This is a genomic window from Ruegeria sp. CF3 (assembly GCF_056537365.1).
In genome coordinates this window covers 30522-47602 of the sequence record NZ_JBQFRK010000005.1, presented here as the reverse complement: position 1 = coordinate 47602, position 17081 = coordinate 30522, and the positions used below count along the sequence as shown (strand labels likewise).

The following is a 17081-nucleotide window of genomic DNA, read 5'->3' as shown; positions in this document are numbered from 1 at the left end:
TTACCTGAGCGGCAGGCAAATTTCGGTCAACAGATCCTCGGGGGCCGTTTCTCGTGGATCGTTGAGATAGATCTCATAACACGGATGGTCCGCAGGTTCTTCGCCAGACTCGGGCAACCAATTGCCAAATAATGTCTGATACGCGCCGTGAAGGCCGGAATAAGGGCCCTTGAAGGTCAGCACCGCTGTTTTGCCACCCAGTATTTCAAGGTCTTCCATCCCCTCGGGCGTATCATCACCGCAGAATTCAGCACCTGCAAAACTGCGTAAATCATCCTCGGGCACATCGTCCGGACTGTCGAGATACAGCCCGATCATCGGGCCGACTTGCGGCCACAGCTTGCGGGATTCGCACAGGGCACCAAAGGCCTCAAAGCTGCGGCCAATCTCGGCATAAGCCCCTTTATGCGGCAGCGCTATAACACGGCGGGACGGTTCGGTTCGGGTTGTTACGGGATGCATCGGATATCCTCCGGTTTTGAACACTGGATGGGCCGGCAGTATTTGCCCCGCACGTCGAAACGCGGTGGGGCTGCTGCCGTAGGCCTCGGAAAAGGCCCGCGCAAATGATTTTTGGTTCGGATAGCCAATGTCGGTTGCGATCCGCGTAACCGGTCTGTCTGTTTGCACCAGCCAGCAGGCGGCACGGTGCAGGCGTATCCGACGGGTGGCCTGCGCGCAGGTCTCGCCAGTAATGGCGCGAAACACGCGATGCCAGTGAAACCGCGACATGGCCGCAACCTCGGCCAGGGCGTCCAGAGACAAGTCTCTGGCGGGGTTGTCATGAATGTAGGTCAACACACGCAGCACGCGATCTTCATAGCTGGCAGCCATCAGTATCCTTCCTTCACTTTGCCCATCGGTGATCGCATATTCCACAACCACAAATCTTGCTGAGTTGCATCCCGGACAAGCATTAGTCATATAGCAGGGAACTTCCGCGTTGAGAGGCGTCATGACCCAGTATCTGGATTTCGAAAAACCGCTGGCCGAGATCGAAGGCAAAGCTGAAGAGCTGCGCGCGCTGGCCCGTGCCAATGAAGAAATGGATGTGACGGAAGAGGCCGCCGCGCTGGATGCCAAGGCCGCCAAGCTTCTGGACGAGCTGTATGCCGATCTGACCCCATGGCGGAAATGTCAGGTGGCGCGTCATCCTGAACGTCCACACTGCAACGATTACGTGGATGCGCTGTTTACCGAATTCACCCCACTGGCAGGTGACCGGAACTTTGCCGACGATCTGGCGGTAATTGGCGGTCTGGCGCGGTTCAACGATCAACCCGTCATGGTGATTGGCCACGAAAAAGGCAGCGATACCAAATCGCGGATTGAACGCAATTTCGGCATGGCCCGCCCCGAGGGCTATCGCAAGGCTGTACGCCTGATGGAAATGGCAGGCCGCTTTGGCCTGCCGGTAATCACCTTGATCGATACAGCTGGGGCCTATCCCGGCAAGGGGGCGGAAGAACGTGGCCAGTCCGAGGCGATCGCGCGCTCAACCGAGATGTGCCTAAAGATTGGCGTTCCTTTGGTGTCCGTAATCATCGGCGAAGGTGGTTCGGGTGGCGCGGTCGCCTTTGCGACTGCGAACCGCGTAGCGATGTTGGAGCATTCGGTCTACTCGGTGATTTCGCCCGAAGGCTGCGCGTCGATTCTTTGGAAAGATGCCGAAAAAATGCGCGAGGCCGCCGAAGCGTTGCGCCTTACCGCTCAGGACCTGCACAAGCTGGGCGTTTGTGACCACATCATCACCGAGCCCAAGGGCGGTGCACATCGCAACCGCCCGGCGGCGGTCGAAGCCGTGCGGTCTGCAATTGCCTCGATGCTGGAAGAGCTTGATGGGAAAGACGCGGCAGCCCTGATCAAGGACCGCCGTCAGAAGTTCCTGGATATCGGTTCGAAAGGGCTGGCGGCTTAACCCGTCAGCCACCCAACCGCTGCAACAGAGCTACCGAAGGCTGGCCAGTCACGGACAACCCGTTGGCGCGCTGGTAGGCGCTAATTGCCGCCTCAGTATTCCTGCCGATAACACCATCTGCGCCTAGTGTGTCATAGCCCGCGGATGTCAGGCGGCGCTGCAGTTCTTTACGATCCTCCAGCGTCAAACCGGTCGCATCCGGCCCGAATGACGCTTGGAACGGCGCGCCGCCAGCAATGCGATCAGAAAGATGACCCACGCCGATCGCGTAGCTGTCCGAATTGTTGTAGCGCTTGATCACCTGAAAATTGCGGAACACAGCAATACGTGGGCCGGGCGTCTGCGGTTGCAGCACTGCCGCCGGCGTGCCCGAAACCGTGCCCACTTCACCGCCCCAAGGCTGCCCTCGCACCCAACCGGCACGTGCCAGATAAGCCGCCGTTGACGCAAGTGAATCTGCTGGGTCATCGGACCAGATATCGCGCCGCCCGTCGCCGGTGAAATCGACCGCATAAGCAAGGTAAGACGTCGGAATGAACTGTGTGTGGCCCATCGCTCCGGCCCAGCTGCCGGTCATGTTAGCCGGGGTCGTATCGCCCTCTTGAATGATCTTCAGCGCCGCCACCAGTTGCTTCTCAAAAAACGCTCCGCGCCGCCCGTCATAGGCCAGAGTCGACGTTGCCGAGATCACCGGCACATCGCCGCGCCGTGCACCATAACGGCTTTCCAGGCCCCAAACAGCCACGACGACCTCCTTGTCGACACCATATTGGGCTTCGATCTGCGACAGGGTTCCTGCATGCCGCACAAGCATTTGCTTGCCAGTGCTGATCCGTTCATCCGAGGCAGCAATCGCCAGATAATCCTCAAGCGAGCGTTTGAATTCGACCTGATTGCGATCGCGTTCGATCACGTCGGGTAGATATCCGGCGCCTTGAAACGCTCGGTTAAGGGTAGTCTGTGAAATGCCCTGTGACGCTGCCCGGTTTTTGAAACTGGCCACCCAGGCATCCCATCCTGCGTTCGGAACCGCACGCATCCGCGAAGCCGGAGCACTGTTGGGTGCGGTGCCTGTGGAACAGGCCGCCAACAGGGTTGAACCAAGCCCTAAGGAAAACACTCTTCGATTAATCATGGTTAAATCTGCTCTTGTTGTGATTTGCGTTCAGAATAGCGCAGCCCGGTCGCTCAAGCCAGCAAAGCGACATCCGAAATCAACTGAGTTGAGAGATGGGCAACAAGCCGCTCAGGTAACAAGCAGGCGCAAGCCCTGTGTCACATCCGAACGCACTGCTAGTCGCAACCCAGGCTCATCCCCGGCCTTGAGTGCTGCGATGATCAGGCGATGGTAGTGCGGTGGCTCGGTCCTCCGCAACCGACCGTATAGGGCACGCATGGTGGGACCCAGCTGCAGCCAGACGGTTTCGGCCATGGCAAGCATCGCGGGGGCCTGTGCGCGTAGATACAGCGTGCGGTGAAATTCCAGATTTGCACGGATATATCCCACCGCATCGCGTTTCGTGACCATCTCGGCCACTGCCATGTTGATGCTTTGCAACCGGTCAATCAGCGCCATATGCGCGCGCGGCAGGGCCCGGCTGGCCAGTTCAACCTCAAGCAGCGCGCGCAGCGCCGCCAGCTCTTCGATCCGATCGCGCGTGAGTTCCGGCGTTGATACCCGACCGGACGTGGACAGGAACAAAGCACCTTCTGCCGCCAGACGCCGCACCGCCTCGCGCGCCGGAGTCATCGACACACCGAATTCCTTGCCAATCCCGCGCAGTGTCAACGCCTGCCCCGGGGCAATCTCTCCATGCATGATGCGGGATCTGAGGGCGCGATAAACGCGATCATGGGTTGCCGTATGAGACTCGGCGGGGCGTGAGGTTAACATGAGTTTATGTGATCACAAATCGCGCCAAGGTCAAGCGACGGAGTCGAAGCGATATCTGTGCAGTTCTGCCCCGTTGTCTCGCAGCCAGCGGCGTGGTTCTTTGTAAGGGCCAAAAATACGCTCGACCTGTGCCCAGAACGCAGGTGAGTGGTTCATTTCGGCAAGATGCGCCACTTCATGCGCGGCCACATAATGGAGAACCTCTGGTGGGGCGAGGATCAACCGCCACGAGAACATCAACCCGCCCGCAGAACTGCACGACCCCCAGCGCGAACGCGTATCGCGCAAAGTAAGGCTACTGTACGACCGCCCCAGCATCGCCGCGTAATCATCGCACGCACCGGTCAGACGATCGCGGGCAAGCTCTTTTAGAAACCGCGCTAGTCGCCGTGCTTCGGCAACGGGCGGAACCCCGATCGCATCGCCACTCAGCAAGACCCTCCGCCCCGATGCAGGAACGATTCGCCTCGCCGTACCCTCGATCGGAATGAACTGCCCTACGCCAACTGCTTCAATGCTGGGTCGATCCTGCAGGTGCCCGCGGATCCAGCCCTCTTTCTGCTGTGCGAAATTCAGCGCTTCGGCTTCAGCCACCCCTGTCGGGTAGGTCAGCGTAACCCGTCCATCCAATTGGGAAATTCGCAAACTGATCCGCCGTGCGCGCGCCGATCTGCGCAGTGTCAGCGGCACCGGAGGTGTTCCGGGCAATGCGTGTCGCCCCATGGGTGGGCCTCCTTTGCGCAAAGGCTTTGACAGTGCCTGCCGCATGTGGCAGGTGACCTGAATCATTGATGAGATTCACCTGATATCAAGGGGATTTGATATGCCCAAGGAAGAATGGGGCGTAAAGCGTGTCTGCCCGACAACCGGCAAACGGTTTTACGACCTGAACAAGGACCCGATCGTCAGCCCCTATACGGGCGAGGTCGTGGAGCTGGATACCGGAAAAAGCCGGATGATCGCCGCGGATGCTGAAGATGCCGCATCGGTCAAGGCGCGCGAAGCGTCGTCGGACGAAGACATCGTTTTGGATGATGACGATAATGTCGATGTCGAATTGGATGACGATCTGCTGGACGACGATGACGACGGCGACAACGTTTCACTAGACGATATAAAGGACATGTCGTCAGAAGACGAAAACTGATGGATCCCGAGGCGGCCCCGCCGCCTCGACCCGGCCTGCGAAGTCGGTCTGAATTTTTTGCGGATTCCGATTTTAGGACTTGCACTCATCGACGGCGTCTCATAAACGTCCGTCCACCGTTACGACGGTACCTGTATGGGGCCTTAGCTCAGTTGGGAGAGCGCTTGCATGGCATGCAAGAGGTCAGGGGTTCGACTCCCCTAGGCTCCACCAAAACCTAACAATACAACTGGATAGCAAGCATTAGAGCGGTGTGACACACAGGTGTGACACAAAATGAAGCTGCATGCGTATCTCTCAATGTCCAGACATGACATCTACTACTTTCGTTGGCCATTGCCCGACACAAGACCAAAACCCCACAATAGACCAAACACCAAACGAAGGACCCTTCGGATGTTTTTGCGTAAACGATGCCCTAAAGAGGCTGGTACTCTGGCACGGCGTCTTGCAGTGCGCGGCGACATAAAAACAAAGCACATAGAAACATAAGGCATAAACCACGGCGAACTGCGCACAAAGGTGCATGAGCACTTCACGGAAGTACCAAAGAAGACAAACGCATTTAGGGATGAACTCGGCCCCTAGAGGCAATGATGCTGGGCGAAATGAGCTTGGAACTCATTGATCCAGCGTTCGCAGCAGTCGTGCTTGTATGTATTTCGACTTACACAGGATACCGCTTCAGTCGCTGAGTTGAAATGGGGTCTTTGTAAGCTTCCCCGTAGTGGGTCGATTTTGGTAAATACAATCGTTCTTCGTAAAGATCGCCAGAAATAGAACTGTGCTGAGTACGGCGATGTCTGCCGGTGGCGGAAAGGAACTAGCTGTTGGCAAGCCTAGCGGATCTACTTCTGGGCACCCCTGAAAGTGACAAAATGACTACGCCCCCGTTGCCAGATGCACTTGTTCCAGACCTCATCCCTTCGGTCCCGGTGAAGTCAACGCAATTTATGAACTCCTCAATGGCCGTTGCCAAGATTGGCGCGCCGTAAAACGTTGTAACTGTGGAAGATATTGCTGCCAAAAGCCAGTGGACGGCGAAAGTCGTGTTTTTCTCTAAACATTCTTGTTCGGCGTCGAGGTCACTCCGACGATTAAGGTCCGGTGAACACCACGAATAATTCGCCGGGACTTTTGTCTTAGCAGGGAATTCACACGGCAGTTCACCGCAATAGTTCAGGAATTTGCGAGCGCGTGCTTGTTTGTTTCGTGCGATGCGCGCCGTGCGGATATGAGACATTTGATTTCCTTTTTCATATCTCATTTCCTCATCCTCAGACCGGAAAGTTGTCTGAAGGTATCTTTTCAGGCTACACGCCCATCGGGACACTATAGGATAGGTCTACTAGGCCTCACTTAATTCTTGCATCGCCGCAATGACGCTATCAACTAAAAATTTCCCTAAGAGAAAACTCGTTGTGACATAAGGAAATGCGAATATGAAGTTGTTGTGATATAGTCTATCGAAACAACCGGGTAAAAGTTGATTTGGGAGGTCACAATGCTTCGTATGTTGCTAAGCTTTTTCGCTCTGGGATTGGCACCAACGAGTGTCTTTGCCGACGCTGTGCCCAGTGAAGAAGCAGCCGAAGGCTTGTTCTCAGAGCAACCTTACTCTCCCTACGCAAATCGCAGCTTCCCTGAACGCCCGCTTTGGGGGGACACCCACCTTCACACCGGGCTTTCGCTTGACGCCGGTGCTTTTGGGAACACCCTGCTACCGGATGACGCCTGGCGTTTCGCCAAGGGCGAACAGGTCATTTCTTCGACTGGACTGCCTGTTCGGCTAGCCCGGCCTTTGGACTGGATGGTCCTAACAGACCACACAGACTTGATGGGGTTTGCCCCTGATCTGCAAGCTGGCAAACCGGGCGTTCTTGCCGATCCAAAAGGTCTGGAGTGGTACGAAGGGTACATGGCTGGCGGCGAAGCGGCCGGAAAGGCCGCGTTCGACATTATCACCAACTTCTCGCAAATGACTCTGCCGGAAGTTCTTCTTAATTCTTACAGCCCAGGTGCCGATGCTTTTGCCTTTACTTGGGAGAACATTGTCCTTGCAGCAGATCGACATAACGATCCCGGTAATTTTACTGCTTTCATTGGCTTTGAGTGGACCTCCGTACCAAAAGGATTCAACCTGCACCGGAACGTCATGCTGCGTGATGGGCCCATCAGAGCGCTTCAAATGGTGCCTCCGGTTACGCAACCTCCCTACGGTGATACTGATCCAAAGGCGCTTTATGCCTGGCTTGAAGAGTATCAGGAGAATACTGGCGGTCGCGCGGTAGCTTTCGCCCATAATGGCAACCTGTCGAACGGATGGATGTTCCCAACCGAAGACACCTATCACGGTGGCAAGGTCGACGAGGAATATGTGGCTGCCCGCGCAAAATGGGAGCCCCATTACGAAGTCACTCAGATCAAGGGCGACGGCGAAGCGCACCCCTATCTGAGCCCCGACGACGAATTCGCGGATTACGAAAACTGGGACGTTGGCAATCTCGACATAACCGAGCTGAAAACCGATGACATGCTGGCCGGCGAGTACGCCCGAGAAGCTTTGAAGCGCGGTTTATTGTTGGAAGAGAAGTTCGGCGTGAACCCATATAAGTTCGGCATGGGCGGCGCGACGGACAGCCATACGTCTCTGGCAACTGCTGAGGAAGACAACTTCTTCGGAAAATCCGTCAGCGTTGAACCTTCGGCCACGAGAATAAAGCATCCTTTCATCGCCAACGATCTTGGCGAAATTCCTGGCGACCTCCTTGTAGCTTCCGGGTACACGGCCGTTTGGGCGACCGACAATACTCGCGCAGCGATCTTCGATGCGTTCAAGCGGCGCGAAACCTACGCGAGCACTGGACCGCGGATTGGTCTGCGGTTCTTTGGCGGATGGGATTTCGATGACGCTGATGTTGAAACTCGCTTCCTTGCGGATGTGGGCTACACAAAAGGTGTTCCAATGGGTTCGGATCTGCGACCTCGCGAGGGTGAAGGTCCGCCCACATTCCTGATCGCTGCTCTGCGCGACCCGGTCGGGGCCAACCTGGATCGCGTGCAGGTGATAAAGGGATGGCTCGATTCCGAAGGTGCTTTGCAGGAAAACGTCTATGACGTGGCATGGTCGGACAACCGTGTTGCCGATCAAAACGGCAAGATCCCTGCGGTTGGGAATACCGTGGATCTGGAAACCGCCAGCTGGACCAATACAATTGGAACCGCCGAACTGGTAACTGTTTGGTCTGATCCTGATTTCGATCCAAATGCGCGGGCATTCTATTACGTACGTGCGCTCGAAATCCCAACCCCACGCTGGGTGTTGTACGACAAACTGAGGTTTGGTGCGGAGCTGCCAGAAGATGCGGTACTTACGCATCAGGAGCGCGCGTATTCCTCGCCGATTTGGTACACGCCGGCAGAGTGACCTTACTTCGTGCAGATTTGGGGACCCAGGTCGCAATCACTAACTCGGGACGCTCTTATGATAAGCGGCGCGCCTTGAGTTGCAATTCCTTGTGTTACTCAACTGCCTGATGCCAGCATAAAACATAATGCCGTATCGCGTTTCACGCAGGAGCCTTCATGCGAATAGTGAAAGAACCTCTGTTCCATTTCTTCTTGATCGGAGCTGCCATATTCATTTGGTTCCACATAATATCACCAGATAACGACGCCGCTGCAGATCCGGAGACGATAGCGATAAGCGAAAGTGATGCCGCGCTGTTAGCTTCACAGTTCGAAGCGAGGTGGAAACGCCAGCCAAGCGGTTCTGAGCTACAAGCGTTGGTCGACGCTTCAATTCGCGAAGAAGTTTTAGTTAGGGAAGCAAGAAAGCTTGGCTTGGAACGCGGAGATAGCGTGATTAGATCGCGGCTGAGCCAAAAGATGGATTTTCTGACCGAAGCCATCGCCGCTTCAGTTATTCCAGAAGACGAAGATCTAGAGGCTTTCCTCCAACAAAACACGGACCGCTACGCGACACCCAATAAGGTCGCGTTCACTCAAGTTTTTCTTGGTGAAGAACCAAGTGAGACCGAGATTGAAAGGGCACTGGCCGCCTTGCGTGCGGAGCAAGGGACTTCCGGCTTGGAAAGCGCGACACTGCTGCCTGCATCAATGCCCCTAACCGCGACACGGGTAATCGACTCGGTCTTTGGAACCGGATTTTCCAATGGTCTCGCCTATCTCGAAAAAGGTCAGTGGATGGGGCCGGTCCAATCAGGTTACGGCATCCATCTGGTGAAAGTGCTTGCCATTGAACCAAGCCGGATACCTCGCTTGCAAGAGATCCACAGTGTGGTGCTTCGTGATTGGCGTCGCGCCATGAGCGAAGATTTGGCGCAGGCGCAATACGAAGCTCTTGCCGACAATTATGAGATCACAGCACCCGATCTCACAGGTCAGGTCAAATGAACTTCTTCTTCAGCTTGATGTTTGCTCTGCTGTTCGCGTGGCCCACGGGGTACGCCAACGCGCATGCGCTTGATCCGGGATACTTGGAAATTCGACAAATCACTACGGACACTTGGAGTGTCCATTGGCGAAAACCAGATGTGTATGGTCAACCAATGGCGATTGATGCGGTGTTACCGGATGGCTGTACACCCTCACACGGCCCTGACCCAATCTCCGATGGGCGAGCGTGGGTTTCTTCCTGGGTTGTCGAATGCCGTGCTGAGATCGCGGGCCAATCCATCGAGATCGACGGACTGGCGGCACAAAAGAACGACGTTTTGGTCCGTGTGCATCCTCTGCACGCCGAGCCTGCCACGCTTCGTTTCACCCCGGATGCTGCCATCCAAAACATACCTTTTGAACAGACAACATGGTCTGTTTTCATAGCCTATTTTCAGTTGGGTTATGAACACATACTAGAAGGCTGGGATCACCTGCTGTTTGTCTTTGCACTGTTTGTTTTGGTCCGTGATCCCTGGAGACTGGTGGGAGCCGTTACAGCTTTCACGCTTGCGCATTCGATAACACTAGCACTGGCAACACTCGGCGTTTTGAATGTTCCCGGCCCACCGGTCGAGGCGGTTATTGCGCTCTCCATCGTTTTTTTGGCGATGGAGATTGTAAAGGGTAGCGAAGGTCGGCTCCGGCTTTCAGAACAGAGCCCCTGGATCGTTTGTTTCGGATTTGGGCTTTTGCACGGTCTTGGTTTTGCTGGCGCTTTAGCCGAGATAGGACTTCCCTCTAACGATATTCCCGCAGCCTTGCTTGCATTTAACCTTGGTGTCGAGGCCGGACAACTGAGTTTTGTCGGAGCTTTGGCTATCCTGCTTATAGTCTGGCGATTTATTGCGCTTCCTGTCAGCCAAAAGACAACGCTTGTTACAGCCTATAGCATCGGTTCGGTGTCGATGTACTGGCTAATTGAACGAGTAGGCAGCTTTTAATCGTAATGGCTTTCAATGCTCTCTTCTTAAGCTTTCTTAACAACTGCTCGCACAGATAGTGAATGACATTTACTCGCCCATATTTCCCGAATTTGCATATGGTCATAGTTCCAAACGATGAAGGTGCTCTCGTAACGCTCCATTTCCGATATTGATTTCATTAGTGAAGATATTGGAAGTTTGCCCATAAGTTTACGTGGCATTTGCGCATAGTTTTACACGATATGTCCAAAGGTTGGCACACAACTCTATTCGGTGTCCGCTCAAGTGCCTCCGAAAGTCTCTTTGAGTTCTGCGACTTGTTCTGTATCCAACATTCGGGTTGGCATCCCCCGTAGCGCCAGGAGTAACTTGGCTGTTTCTTCCAGCTCTTCTGTTGCAGAGACCGTTGAAAACAGATCCTCTCCCGATACGACGGGACCGTGATTGGCCAACAGAACCGCACTATATTTGCCATCCAGATCGCGGATCAAATCACCAGATTTCGGATCGCCCGGCTTGACGTATGGAACCAGTTTGACTGTGCCGACGCGCATGACCACGTAAGGTGTAAGTGGTGGAATACAGTCATTGGGATCGGTGTCTTCCAGACAGGACAGTGCGGTGGCCCAGGTCGAATGCAGATGGACCACGGCGCCAGCTTCTGGCCGCGTCTCATAGAAGGCTTGGTGCAGAAAGACCTCCTTGGTCGGCTTGTCACCGGAGACGTGGTTGCCATCCAAATCAATCTTAGCGATGCGCTCGGGGTCGATATCGCCCAAGGTGGAATTGGTTGGTGTCATGAGGATGCCGTCGTGCAGACGTGCAGAGACGTTTCCAGCAGTGCCGACGGAGAATCCACGCGCAAACAGCGAGGCGCACAGCTCGGACATCTGTTGTCGCAGTACCTGTTCTTCAGAACTCATTTGCCTGCCTCCATCATTTTGAGCGCCCTAGCGAAAAAGTCCGGAGCGCCGAAGTTTCCAGACTTTAGAGCCAGCGCAATGGGTTCAGTTTTTCCAACGCTCAAGACTGGTACGCCCGGGTCGATCTCTGGCCCTAGTGGCATGGCCGGTGATCCCAGTGCCTCAGAAACAGCCTTTGCGACAGCTCCCGACGTCTCTCCCCCTGCCACCACCAATCGCTTGTAGCCCTTTTGGACAAGTTCTCGGGCGGTAACTGCAAAGAGACTATCCAGTTTTTCTGCAACCGCTTCCCGACCGAATTGGTCTTGGATCGCCCGCACATCCTCCGGGCTTCCCGATGAATACGCTAGCGGTGCCTGACCTAAATGCGTTTCAAAGAAATCCAGAAGCGTTTGCATAGTCACATCCCCGGACATAACACCCGGAACGTCAATGGCGAAGGTCGGATGGGATTTCGCATGAACATCGATCTGACCACGGGTCGCACCTGAGCAAGACCCTGCAAGGATAGCGGCGGGCCCAGCGATACCTGTGAATACACTGCCACCTCTTTTGGACGAAGCTTTTCTGACGAAGTTCTTGGGTAGCCCCAGCGCTATCCCAGATCCCCCAGTAATGAGCTGGGCATCCTTCAGAGCCTCGCCCCAGGCCAGCAAATCCTCGTCCGAAATCGCATCACCGATCACAAAGCGTTCGTCGACGTACCGCAAAGCAGTAGCAATCGCCTCTGGTCCTTGCGTCACGGCGTCAATTGAAACCAACCCAACCGCTTCTTGGGTCTGATATTGCAACCAACGCTTGATGTCGGCATCCGTCATCGGAGTAAGAGGGTGATTTTCCATCCCGGACTCGTTCAACAGCTTGCCGAACACAAATAGATGGCCGTGATAGATGGTGCGCCCCGTTGTCGGAAAGGCTGGACAGAAAACCACCTTTTGCGCGCCCAGTTCGTTGGCCAACGCTTCCGCAACCGGGCCGATATTTCCCTGCCTAGTGGAATCAAAAGTCGAGCAATACTTGAAGATGAACTGGCGGCATCCTTGATCTTTAAGCCATCGCAGGGCTCGCAGGCTGTCCGCAACAGCTTCTTCGACAGGTGCAGTGCGGCTCTTGAGTGAGATCACACCCGCTTCGATCTCTTTGTCGGCCGGGGTATCCGGAATACCTGGAAACTGCGCGGTTCTTAATCCACCTTCCGGCTCGACGCCCTTTGCCAAGGTGTTCGCAATGTCGCTCGCACCAGTGAAATCGTCCGCTATGACGCCGATTAGCATATTCTAATGTCCTTCGTCGGCCCTGGATCCAGCCTATGGATGTGCGGTGCTGCTCCGATGGGAAAAATCTCGCGCACAAGTGGATCATGGCCGGGCACGATAAGTCGAGGATGCGAGACTAACTTCTCGAGTGTCTCGAAACCATCCATCATGTCCTGCAGGTCGACGACGATGGGAAAAGCTTTTCGCGCCATGAAATTCTCGTAGTAATGCGAGGCATCCGAGGCCAGAACCATCCACCCGGCTGCTGTTCTTACACGAACACATTGCAACCCCCGCGAATGCCCGCCGATACAGTGTACGGTCACCCCATCTGCTATCTCGGCCTCTCCGTCGTAGAACACGACCTTGCCTGAATAGAGGCGCTTTACGACCTCGCAGATATGGCCCGCCGAGAAAGGCGCGCGTAAGTGGTCGTGGCACATGCAGGGACCTGTAGCGAAGGCCATTTCCGCCGATTGCATGTGCAACTTCGCATTTGGGAACATATGCAGCCCCCCAGCGTGGTCATAATGGAGATGGGTCACGATAACCTCGGTCACCGCTTCGGGCATGATGTCCAATGGGCGCAAAGCCTCGCGTGGGTCCATCACAATGGGACGTCCACGGGCGGCTGCCTCGTCGCTGTCGTATCCGGTATCGACCAGTATAACTTTGTTGCCACGCTTGAGCACCCAAACGAAATAGTCCATCGCGTGAGGTGCATCGTGATTGTCATCCAATATGAAGCTGTCGCGTCGAGTGCGGGCATTGCGATCCGCGTATTTCACGGCGTGAATTTCCCAATCGTTCATCGGATGACCCCGGAATACTGTTGAACAGTCTTGGTGGCGATCATATCAGCCACAGCCGTATCGAAGGACTGGAAATGCGCGCTTTCTAGGTGGGCGGAGAACGCCACGCTGTCATCATAAACCTCATAGAGAAAAACTGTCTCGGGATCGTCGCCGAGGCAAACGTCAAACTGCTGGCATCCGGGTTCTTCACGCAAAGAGGTTGAAGCGTTTTCGACCATTAGCGGCAAAAAGGTTTCTCTCGTACCGGGCTTGAGAGTGAAGGTGACGGTAACCACAAACATCAGACGGAAAGTCCTTTCAAACGTAAGAAAGCGCGCTTTGCCATGGGCAGTTGGCTGAGGATCAGACCAACGTTGAGCACAAGTAGAATGGCCGCACCGGGTCGCGAAAAGAAGACCGAAAGATCCCCGTCCGACAAGAACAGCGATCGGCGGAAAGTTTCGTCAAACAGGCTTCCCAGTATAACCCCAATGACCAATGGAGCGATTGGGTACTTCATCAGGTTCATAAAATAGGCGACGGCTCCGACACCAAGCATCAGGTAGAGATCATTGATGCCACCACCGACGCTGAAGGACCCGATTGTTGTCAGAACCATCACAACCGGCAAGAAGATGGTCTGCGGTATGGCGAGTATTTTGATAAAGACCCGAGCAGTGAACAGGCCCATCAAGAACATAGTCAGGGATGCCAACACCAGGATTGCGACTACGCGCAGAATGATCTCGGGGTCTATCGTGGGGCCCGGGATCACGTTGTTGATCTTGAAAGCCCCCATCAAAGCCGCGGCGGGTGGTGAACCGGGAATGCCCAAAACCAAAAGCGGGATTAGCGCGCCCCCAATGCAGGCGTTGTTTGCTGTTTCAGAGCATAGCAGACCTTCCAATGACCCTTTTCCGAACTTGTCGCCCTCGGCAGATACGGTCTTGCCGACACCGTAGCTGACCCAACCGGCGACATCTTCGCCGACGCCAGGAAGCGCTCCTACCCCGGTCCCAATCACTCCTGACCGACCAATGGTGGGCAGGTAGCGTCGGATGGAGCGTAGGTTCGGAAGGATGCGACCTTTCAGGGCCAGAACTTTCCCGGCCTCAACATGCCTCAAGCCGTCGATGATTTGGGGGATGGCGAAGGCCCCCATCAAAACGGGCACAACCTGAAACCCGCTCAACAGGTAAGACCAGCCGAATGTATAGCGCGGCTCAGACAGAAGCGGATCGAGCCCCACCATAGACATTGCAAGCCCGATCAGACCGGCGATCCATCCCTTGATCACCAGATCCTCGCTCATAAGCGTGCCAGATAGAAGGATGCCAAACAAAGCCAAGAGTGCTTTTTCCGGACTCGCGATGTTCTTCGAAACCAAAAGCAGCGCCCAGACAAAAATCAAAAGCGTGATCGTCCCGATAACCGTACCGATAAAGCTGGCCGTTGTGGTCAGACCAAGTGCTTCGCCCCCTCGACCTGCTTTGGCCAGAGGGTAGCCATCCATGGCCGTCGCCGCGCTGGCTGCTGTGCCGGGAATGTTCAGCAGAATAGACGGGTAAGAGCCGCCGTAAATCGCGCCGACATAGGCCCCGAGCAAAGCGATAAGCGAATAGTCCAATGGAATCTTGTTGCCGAAAAATCCCGTCAGGATCGTCACTGCCAGCGTTGCGGTCAGGCCGGGCAATGCGCCGAACGTTATGCCTAGGAACACGGATGCAATCAAATACAGATAGGTCAGCGGGTCCACTGCCAGGCCAACGAATGCGGTCCCAAACCCAGCCAGTTGCGAAAGGATAAAGTCCATCCGGTCAGTCTTTCCATAACGGACGAAGCGTCACGTAGTAGTGGTATTCGATTTGTTTGAAGATCAGCCCCCCGCGCGCGGGCACGTTCTGTCGGAAAATAAAGGCCATCGCGCAAACGAGGATCAGCGGGGCCAATATTGCGACGACTGGCACAATACGCAAAACGCGTTCGGAAGCCGCTTTGGTCAACACCACAAGTGATAGCGAGACCCATAGGGCCAGTGTAAACCAATCATCACTGTGTGCATTCCATTCCGCCTGCGCGGGAAATACAGCGAACGCAAAAAGCCCGGCAGAGACAACTGCGACACAGGCCACCAAAGCACGCCGCGCGTGACCGCCGTAGTAACCGTAAGTCAAAGCTGTAATCAGTAACCCCGAGCACAAAATGAAGTCCACTCTGGGAACCAGTCCGACGACGTATGCAAGAAGGATCAGGCCTATTGTTGATGCTCGATAGGCTTCCGACTTATCCCAACCGATCCCCAAAGCCGTGAGCGCGTTCTGGGCTCCACCTGAGCGGATCGAAGTAGCCAACAAGACGAAGGACAACACAAGCAATCCACAGAAGATGAACAACGGTACAATTGCAGCCGAGTTGTACCAGTCCGACCCACTTACACCTGCGCGGTTTTCACCCCAAAGTGGGATATCCAACGTCTTCCAAAGGAAAAAGACGGACACTGTTATTAGAACAATCGCAGCCCAGAAATCGCGGGTCCGCATGACCAGTGTTTCGTCGATTTTGTCCATGCCTGCCTCCTAGAGGAAAGGGCGCGATCAAACGCGCCCTTCCAAAATTGATCGGATTAGGGCTTCTCGATACCCAGCGAGGCTGGATCGACCGTGGCAGCGCCCAAATCTTGCAAGGTATAGGCAAAAGTAGCCTCAAGGTTCGCAAACAATTCTTGAGCTTCTTCGCCGTGTTGACCACCGACATCATAATTGTTTGCCTCAGCCCATTCAGCGACGGTATCGGATGCAATCGCCTGCTCGAACGCATCGCCGAGGGCCGCCTTCACATCATCTCCAGCCGAGCTGTGAACGGCAAATCCGATGGCTTGTTTTAGTGGCAGATACTTGTCGAGACCGTCATAGATGCCAAAGGCAGATGGCACTGTAGCTCCGGCAATCTGCGCATCTTCCGGTGTCAACATCGCAAGTGGCTTCAACTGTCCGCCTTCGATCAAAGGAGCTTGTTCAGCCAGCGAAGTCACAACCAACGCAACCTCACCTGCTATCGCCGCTTCCTGCCCGGGCGCTGAGCCTTTGTATGGAACAAACTTGAACTCTGCACCGGACCCTTTCTCGATGGCGAGAAGATTCAAGTGGTGGATCGAACCCGCGCCGGACGCGGCAGCGGGAATAGTGCCAGGAGCGGCTTTGGCAGCGTCGACCAGTTCTTCCAGAGTGTTGTAAGGGCTGTCCGCTGGAACCGAGATCAGATCGGGTGATCCGCCAACAATAAACGGATACCAAAAGTCAAATTTCTTATCCCAACCACCCTGCACAGCAGCGGTGACGTTCGATTCAGACAGACCAACCAGTGTATAGCCATCGTCTGGTTGGTTCATGACGTAGACCATGCCGTTGGAGCCTGCGACCCCACCGGTTTGGTTGATCACATTGATCGAGACTGGAAGGTGTTTTTCCATTTCGGCCATGATCATTCGGTTGATCGTGTCCGTGCCGCCACCGGCCCCCCAGACCACAGCTGTGGTGATATCACGGTAAGGGTAATCCTGCGCGGTAGCAGCCCCTGAAATCCCGGTTGCAATCACGGCTGCGGCCGCCAACTGCCCTAGCTTCAGTTTCATTTCCAAGTCCTCCCAAACATCTTTGCGTTTATTATTGCATTTATTTGCGTATACATTAAAGAATGCGTTGTCAACGGACTGTAGCGAAAGCTGCTATCGCGCTATGAATGCGAAACTGGAAGGAAGCGGGCCAA

16 protein-coding genes and 1 tRNA gene are annotated in these 17081 nt (G+C 55.1%); 6 read left to right on the top strand and 11 right to left on the bottom strand.

Going from position 1 to position 17081, the window contains the following annotated elements:
* Positions 1–834, bottom strand: a complete 834-nt coding sequence (locus tag ACR0KC_RS16365) for an AraC family transcriptional regulator (RefSeq protein ID WP_480707027.1) — start codon at positions 832–834, stop codon at positions 1–3.
* Positions 835–955: 121 nt separating this feature from the next.
* Between ACR0KC_RS16365 and ACR0KC_RS16360 the strand changes: the two genes are divergently transcribed.
* Complete coding sequence (locus ACR0KC_RS16360) at positions 956–1918, top strand: acetyl-CoA carboxylase carboxyltransferase subunit alpha (protein ID WP_170395560.1); 963 nt, start codon at positions 956–958, stop codon at positions 1916–1918.
* 4 nt (positions 1919–1922) lie between these two features.
* Here the strand turns inward: ACR0KC_RS16360 and ACR0KC_RS16355 are convergent, their stop codons facing one another.
* The 3 genes from ACR0KC_RS16355 to ACR0KC_RS16345 form a co-directional block, all read right to left on the bottom strand.
* Positions 1923–3053: a lytic murein transglycosylase gene (locus tag ACR0KC_RS16355; protein WP_480707025.1), complete on the bottom strand. Its 1131-nt coding sequence runs from the start codon at positions 3051–3053 to the stop codon at positions 1923–1925.
* Positions 3054–3164: 111 nt separating this feature from the next.
* Entirely contained in the window at positions 3165–3812 is a 648-nt protein-coding gene (locus tag ACR0KC_RS16350; RefSeq protein WP_170395556.1) for a GntR family transcriptional regulator, read from the bottom strand.
* 30 nt (positions 3813–3842) lie between these two features.
* Positions 3843–4535 carry a M48 family metallopeptidase gene (locus tag ACR0KC_RS16345; protein WP_480707023.1) on the bottom strand — a complete coding sequence of 231 codons (693 nt, stop codon included), beginning with the start codon at positions 4533–4535 and terminating at the stop codon, positions 3843–3845.
* A 100-nt stretch (positions 4536–4635) separates the two neighbouring features.
* Between ACR0KC_RS16345 and ACR0KC_RS16340 the strand changes: the two genes are divergently transcribed.
* The 5 genes from ACR0KC_RS16340 (at position 4636) to ACR0KC_RS16320 (ending at position 10361) form a co-directional block, all read left to right on the top strand.
* Positions 4636–4959: a TIGR02300 family protein gene (locus ACR0KC_RS16340; protein WP_170402007.1), complete on the top strand. Its 324-nt coding sequence runs from the start codon at positions 4636–4638 to the stop codon at positions 4957–4959.
* Positions 4960–5096: 137 nt separating this feature from the next.
* Positions 5097–5172: transfer RNA gene (locus ACR0KC_RS16335), tRNA-Ala, on the top strand.
* Between the two features lie 1291 nt (positions 5173–6463).
* Positions 6464–8386: a DUF3604 domain-containing protein gene (locus tag ACR0KC_RS16330; protein WP_480707021.1), complete on the top strand. Its 1923-nt coding sequence runs from the start codon at positions 6464–6466 to the stop codon at positions 8384–8386.
* Positions 8387–8544: 158 nt separating this feature from the next.
* Positions 8545–9375: a peptidyl-prolyl cis-trans isomerase gene (locus tag ACR0KC_RS16325; RefSeq protein ID WP_480707019.1), complete on the top strand. Its 831-nt coding sequence runs from the start codon at positions 8545–8547 to the stop codon at positions 9373–9375.
* Entirely contained in the window at positions 9372–10361 is a 990-nt protein-coding gene (locus ACR0KC_RS16320; protein WP_480592327.1) for a HupE/UreJ family protein, read from the top strand. The genes ACR0KC_RS16325 and ACR0KC_RS16320 overlap by 4 nt, the downstream gene beginning before the upstream one ends.
* A 263-nt stretch (positions 10362–10624) precedes the next feature.
* Here the strand turns inward: ACR0KC_RS16320 and otnC are convergent, their stop codons facing one another.
* The 7 genes from otnC to ACR0KC_RS16285 are packed head-to-tail and all read right to left on the bottom strand — an operon-like array spanning position 10625 to position 16947.
* Positions 10625–11266, bottom strand: coding sequence for a 3-oxo-tetronate 4-phosphate decarboxylase (gene otnC, locus ACR0KC_RS16315; RefSeq protein ID WP_480707015.1), 642 nt, complete (start codon positions 11264–11266; stop codon positions 10625–10627).
* Positions 11263–12540, bottom strand: a complete 1278-nt coding sequence (gene otnK / locus ACR0KC_RS16310) for a 3-oxo-tetronate kinase (protein ID WP_480771997.1) — start codon at positions 12538–12540, stop codon at positions 11263–11265. The genes otnC and otnK overlap by 4 nt, the downstream gene beginning before the upstream one ends.
* Positions 12534–13334: an N-acyl homoserine lactonase family protein gene (locus tag ACR0KC_RS16305; protein ID WP_170408437.1), complete on the bottom strand. Its 801-nt coding sequence runs from the start codon at positions 13332–13334 to the stop codon at positions 12534–12536. The genes otnK and ACR0KC_RS16305 overlap by 7 nt, the downstream gene beginning before the upstream one ends.
* Positions 13331–13618, bottom strand: coding sequence for a putative quinol monooxygenase (locus ACR0KC_RS16300; RefSeq protein WP_480707011.1), 288 nt, complete (start codon positions 13616–13618; stop codon positions 13331–13333). Before ACR0KC_RS16300 ends, ACR0KC_RS16305 begins: the two co-directional genes overlap by 4 nt.
* Entirely contained in the window at positions 13618–15129 is a 1512-nt protein-coding gene (locus ACR0KC_RS16295; protein ID WP_170408439.1) for a tripartite tricarboxylate transporter permease, read from the bottom strand. Before ACR0KC_RS16295 ends, ACR0KC_RS16300 begins: the two co-directional genes overlap by 1 nt.
* Before the next feature lie 4 nt (positions 15130–15133).
* Positions 15134–15883 carry a hypothetical protein gene (locus tag ACR0KC_RS16290; protein ID WP_480562753.1) on the bottom strand — a complete coding sequence of 250 codons (750 nt, stop codon included), beginning with the start codon at positions 15881–15883 and terminating at the stop codon, positions 15134–15136.
* A gap of 56 nt (positions 15884–15939) precedes the next feature.
* Entirely contained in the window at positions 15940–16947 is a 1008-nt protein-coding gene (locus ACR0KC_RS16285) for a Bug family tripartite tricarboxylate transporter substrate binding protein (protein ID WP_170513339.1), read from the bottom strand.
* Between the last annotated feature and the right edge of the window lie 134 nt (positions 16948–17081).